The organism is Pseudomonas sputi (assembly GCF_021603585.1).
Lineage (GTDB): Bacteria > Pseudomonadota > Gammaproteobacteria > Pseudomonadales > Pseudomonadaceae > Aquipseudomonas > Aquipseudomonas sputi.
The window spans coordinates 61965-66691 of the sequence record NZ_BQHI01000021.1; the positions used below are offsets into that span (position 1 = coordinate 61965).

Consider the following 4727-nt stretch of genomic DNA (forward strand, 5'->3'; position numbering starts at 1 on the left):
CGAAGGGGGCACGTAATCAAGTCGGGTCCCGCAGGGCTGTACGGGTTCAGATATGGTACCGGGCACTGTGTTTATGCCACTCCAGATTGCCGCCGATCCATGTACTCAATCCGGTGAGATAGCGCCGCAATACCGGCGAGCGCGTGCCTTTCATCAGCGTTCCGTGCAGGCGTTCGTATTCTTCCATCACTGCGTCATGGATATCGGCTGCCAGGTCGATTGCCTCTTGAAGCGAACAGTTGTGCCTGGCTGCCAGCAGATAAGGCAGCTTGAAGTCGCCGGTTTCGTTCAGGTGCTCTTTGTAAGCGGAATACAGATCGTTGACCAGAGTGGTCGCCAGCGAGGCCAGTGCGGTGACGTGGTGAATGTTTGGACGGGAATACGTATTGGCCGGGACTTCGTAGCCGCCTATCACGTCGATCAGTACCAGGCATGGCCAGAAGCTGTTGACCTGCCGACTGGCCAGGTATTCGGCGACGGTGGGTTGAGTGCCGTAGAGGCGCCAGGGACCTTCCGCCGCCATGGTGACGAACATGGCGATGGTGATCTGGCGCACCCGGGCGACTTGCGAAGGCGTGCAGAACTGGGCGACCCGTTTCATGTAGGCCAGCAATCCCCTGATTACCGGGTCGCACATTTGCTGCTTCAGGAGTTCTTTGTCGAACGGCGAAGGCAAATAGACCGGATCGATCGCGGTGAGGGCGAACGACAAGCTTTCGGCCACTGTCTCGGGGCGACCGCCGAGGGATTGATCGTCGCAATAGTGATCGTCCACCGCAAACAACGCCGCAAAGCATTGCGCCGCGAGTAACAGTCGATCCGGATTATTCGTGTCGGCATGGCACAGCATTGCATAGCGACCGAAGTCGCTGGCGCGGATTTTTTCTTCCTTGCCGGCAAAGATCCCTATGTTCGATATCCACTCCATCAGGCGTTCGTTGACTTCCTGGCCCAACGCCTCATCAATGCGCGTAGGCGCCGGGCAGCGTACGGCCCGGACGATAAAGGGGGCAGTGGCGCTGCGTGGAGTCCGGGCACTGCTGGATTGATTCATGGGGTGATCCTTTTCTCGGGGCCGATTGAGATGCTCACCGACGCGGTTCCTGTGCAGGGATGACAGGTCCATGTAAAACCTTTGGCGGAATTTGCGCACCTGTCAGGTTTGACAGGTGCGCGGCTCAATGGACGAGCAGTCAACGACCTCCACTAAGCGTCAGGCAGGCAGTTTGCGAAGCCAAAACCCTGAATCTTTCGCGGGTGCATTCCCTTCACATTCCACCAACAATTCCTCGCTTCCCCGCCCGTCAGGCTTTGTGGCAACGTGGCCGCCCCTGATGAGGCTGCATCCGATGGCAAACCCTTACCGCGAACTGTTCAACGCCCCCGGCGCCCGGGCTTTTGTGATCGCCGCGATGATCGCGCGCATGCCGATATCCATGACCGGCATCGGCGTGATCACCATGCTCTCGCAATTGACCGGCGGCTATGCACTGGCGGGTGGGGTGGCGGCGACGTTTGCGCTGGCCACGGCGTTTTGCGCGCCGCAGGTGTCACGGCTGGTGGACCGTTTCGGCCAGGGGCGGGTGCTGCCGGTGGCGGCGCTGATCGGCGGGGGCGCGTTGCTGATGTTGCTGTTGTGCACCCGCTTGCAGGCGCCGACCTGGACCCTGTTTGTCTGCGCCGCATTGGCCGGTTGCATGCCGAGCATGTCGGCGATGGCACGGGCGCGCTGGACTGAAATCTATCGCGGCCAGCCGCAATTGCAGACGGCGTATGCGCTGGAGTCGGTGCTCGACGAAGTCTGCTTCATTGTCGGCCCGCCGTTGTCGGTGGGCTTGTGCGTCGGCGTGTTTCCCGAGGCGGGGCCGCTGGCGGCGTTGTTGATGCTGGCGATTGGTGTCACGGCGTTCGTCGCCCAGCGCAGCACCGAGCCGCCGGTGCATCCGCACGAATCGCAGCATCAAGGTTCGATCATTCGTTCAACCGACGTGCAATGGCTGCTGGCGTTGATGCTGGCCATGGGGGTGATTGTCGGCGTGGTGGATGTGGTCAGCGTCGCGTTCGCCCAGCACCAGGGCCAGCCGGCGGCGGCGAGTATCGTGTTGTCGGTGTACGCCATCGGTTCCTGTCTGGCCGGTATCGCCTTCGGTGCGATGCGCTCGAAGCTGCCGTTGCCACGGCTGTTTCTGTATGGCGGGATTGCGACGGCGGTGACTACGCTGCCGTTGTTGCTGGCGACCAACATCCTCGGGTTGTCGGTGGCGGTGTTCATCGCCGGGCTGTTCTTCTCGCCGACCCTGATCGTGGCGATGGCGTTGATCGAGCGCATTGTACCGCCGGCCAAACTCACCGAAGGCCTGACCTGGCTGGTCACCGGTTTGAGCATCGGCGTGGCCATCGGCGCCGCCGGCTCCGGCGCACTGGTGGATGCCTTTGGCGCGCGCAGCGGTTTCTGGCTGGCGATTGCCGCCGGGGCGGTGGTGCTGGGCTCGGCGGTGCAGAGCTTTCGTCACCTCAAATGAGGCCGGTTACCAGCCCCGGCCCGAGTTCACCCAAAAGTTGACCGACAGCGACGTCGATACCGACTCCACCTGATGGAACCAGCCCTCGGGCAGGAACAGCAGATCCCCGGCCTCCAGGGTCACGCGCAGGAAGGTCACGTCCCGTGCGGCGGGGAAACGCTCATAGTCCGGCGCGTCGGGGTTGAAATCGCAGCCATCCAGGCCGCCTTCCGGCGCGGTGGACCAGGTGCCCAGCGCTTCGCGGTGATGGGGCGCGGCGAGGGTGAATTGCTTCTGGCCCCAGACCTGGGCGAACAGGTTGTCGGAGTCGTCGCGGTGCAGCGGCGTCAGCGTGCCCTTGGGGCCGATCCAGATCCGTGGCGGAATGAACAGCGAGGTATCGAAGTAGGGCGGGTATTGGATCTGCTGCATCAGGGCGGCGGGCAGGATGTTGTTGCCCATATAGGCCGGCGGTTCTCCGTCCGCGCCTTTGACCGCCGGGCTGTCCAGCGAAGCGATGAAATCGGCCATGGAAGTGGAGCGGAAATCCCGTTCGGTCGAGAACGTCTTCTTCACGTAATCGCCGTGGCGGGTGATGCCTTGCAGTTCGGCGAAATGCACCAGCGACTCTTCGCGGCTGAGCTTGAACAGCGGCCAGTCGTGCAGGGCATTGCTGATGACCACCGGGGTGCCGAAGGGCAGGTAGCGCTCCTCGAATTCCTGGCGCGACAGCTCGCTGCGTGGCCGGCGTTCGACGATGGTCTGCACCGGCCGTGCGGCGGTGATGCTTTCACTGCGGCGTGGCGGTGTCGGGTAGCGCTTGTTCATGTCGACCTTCTGCGCCGGCGCGCCCCCGTAGCGGGCGTGGTCGATGATCTGCGGCAGCATCGTCGCCAGGCCCATGTTGCCGCCGATCTTCAGCCGACCGCTGGCGAACAGTTCCTCGACGTTGGCGGTGCCGCTCATGATCCCGGCAAAATCGTTCGGCGCCACTTCAATGGTCACGTCCGGGCTCGGGTGGCGACCGGCCTCGGTGCGGGTGCTGGCCTTGACCTCGGACCAGCACGCCAGCTGAGGCCCCAACACGAATTGGAAAACGCCTTCGATGCCGACGGCACCGGCATTGGCGAACAGCTTGCCCAGGATGGTCTGCAGGTCCACGGTGAATCCTCGTTGTTGTTTTGGCCTGAACGGTTAACGAGGGCTTGCGGGGGAAATTTAGCCGCCGCCGACTAATTTGCCCGGCTGTTGATCCGTACCCTTTTGAAGAGACATTTTTTCGAGGGAAGCGTGGTGACCAAGTTGACCCTGCTGTGCCTGCCGTACTCCGGCGCCAGTGCCATGGTCTACAGCCGCTGGCGGCCGAAGCTGCCGCAATGGCTGCAACTGCAACCAGTGGAGCTGCCGGGGCGCGGCGCCCGGTTCGACGAACCGCTGCACACCGACATGCGCGTACTGGCGATGCAACTGGCCAGGGAATTGCGCCCGACGCTCAAGACCCCTTATGCGTTGTTCGGCCATAGCCTGGGCGCACTGATGGCCTGCGAAATCGCCCATGCACTGCGCGCGCTGGGCTGTCCGGAACCGGTGGCACTGTTCGCCTCGGGCACCGCTGCGCCGACCATGCGCGCCGATTACGATCGCGGTTTTGCCGACCCCAAGACCGACGCCGAGCTGATCGACCAGTTGCGCACGCTCAACGGCACCCGCGAGGAAGTGCTGGCCAACCAAGAGTTGATGAGCCTGACCCTGCCGATCCTGCGCGCAGACTTCCTGCTGTGCGGCAAATTCCAGCCGTTGCAGCGCCCATTGCTCAGTTGCCCGGTGCACGTGCTGGGCGGCAAGGCTGACAAGGCCACCACCGAACAACTGATCGGCTGGAGCAAGGAAACCACGGGCAGCTTCTCGGTGGACATGCTGGCCGGCGGGCACTTCTTCATTCATGAACAAGAAGCCCGGGTGCTCAAGGTGATCAAGGATCAACTTGAGGTGCATCATCGGCGCCACAGCTTGATGGCTGCCGTCTAGCCCAACCTGCAACTCATCCTGAAAACGGTGGGAGCGAGCTTGTCCCGGGCGGCGATCCGACGATCGCGGCCCGGGGCAAGCTCGCTCCCGCAGTTGCTTCTGACACTTCTTCTCAATCGCTAATTTTTCCGGTCTGCATTCGTTTTATAGGGACGACGTGCCTTTGTGCTGCCTGCCTACTGATCCGGATGCCAAGAA

4 protein-coding genes are annotated in these 4727 nt (G+C 62.7%); 2 read left to right on the forward strand and 2 right to left on the reverse strand.

What is annotated here, in order from left to right; genetic code table 11:
* Positions 1–46: 46 nt before the first annotated feature.
* A complete protein-coding gene (locus L6D81_RS22705; protein WP_236182010.1) occupies positions 47–1054 on the reverse strand; it encodes a terpene synthase family protein in 1008 nt (335 codons plus the stop codon).
* A 295-nt stretch (positions 1055–1349) separates the two neighbouring features.
* Here L6D81_RS22705 and L6D81_RS22710 point away from each other — a divergent pair, with 295 nt between their 5' ends.
* Positions 1350–2522, forward strand: coding sequence for an MFS transporter (locus tag L6D81_RS22710; protein WP_236182011.1), 1173 nt, complete (start codon positions 1350–1352; stop codon positions 2520–2522).
* A gap of 6 nt (positions 2523–2528) precedes the next feature.
* Here the strand turns inward: L6D81_RS22710 and L6D81_RS22715 are convergent, their stop codons facing one another.
* The gene (locus L6D81_RS22715; RefSeq protein WP_236182012.1) at positions 2529–3662 is read right to left on the reverse strand and encodes a cupin-like domain-containing protein; all 1134 of its coding nucleotides are present in this window, start codon (positions 3660–3662) and stop codon (positions 2529–2531) included.
* A 129-nt stretch (positions 3663–3791) separates the two neighbouring features.
* Here L6D81_RS22715 and L6D81_RS22720 point away from each other — a divergent pair, with 129 nt between their 5' ends.
* The gene (locus tag L6D81_RS22720; RefSeq protein WP_236182013.1) at positions 3792–4529 is read left to right on the forward strand and encodes a thioesterase II family protein; all 738 of its coding nucleotides are present in this window, start codon (positions 3792–3794) and stop codon (positions 4527–4529) included.
* Positions 4530–4727 lie beyond the last annotated feature (198 nt).

Coding starts and splice junctions, on each gene's coding strand:
- L6D81_RS22705 (WP_236182010.1), bottom strand. CDS start 1,054: ATGAATCAATCCAGCAGTGCCCGGACTCCACGCAGCGCCACTGCCCCC.
- L6D81_RS22710 (WP_236182011.1), top strand. CDS start 1,350: ATGGCAAACCCTTACCGCGAACTGTTCAACGCCCCCGGCGCCCGGGCT.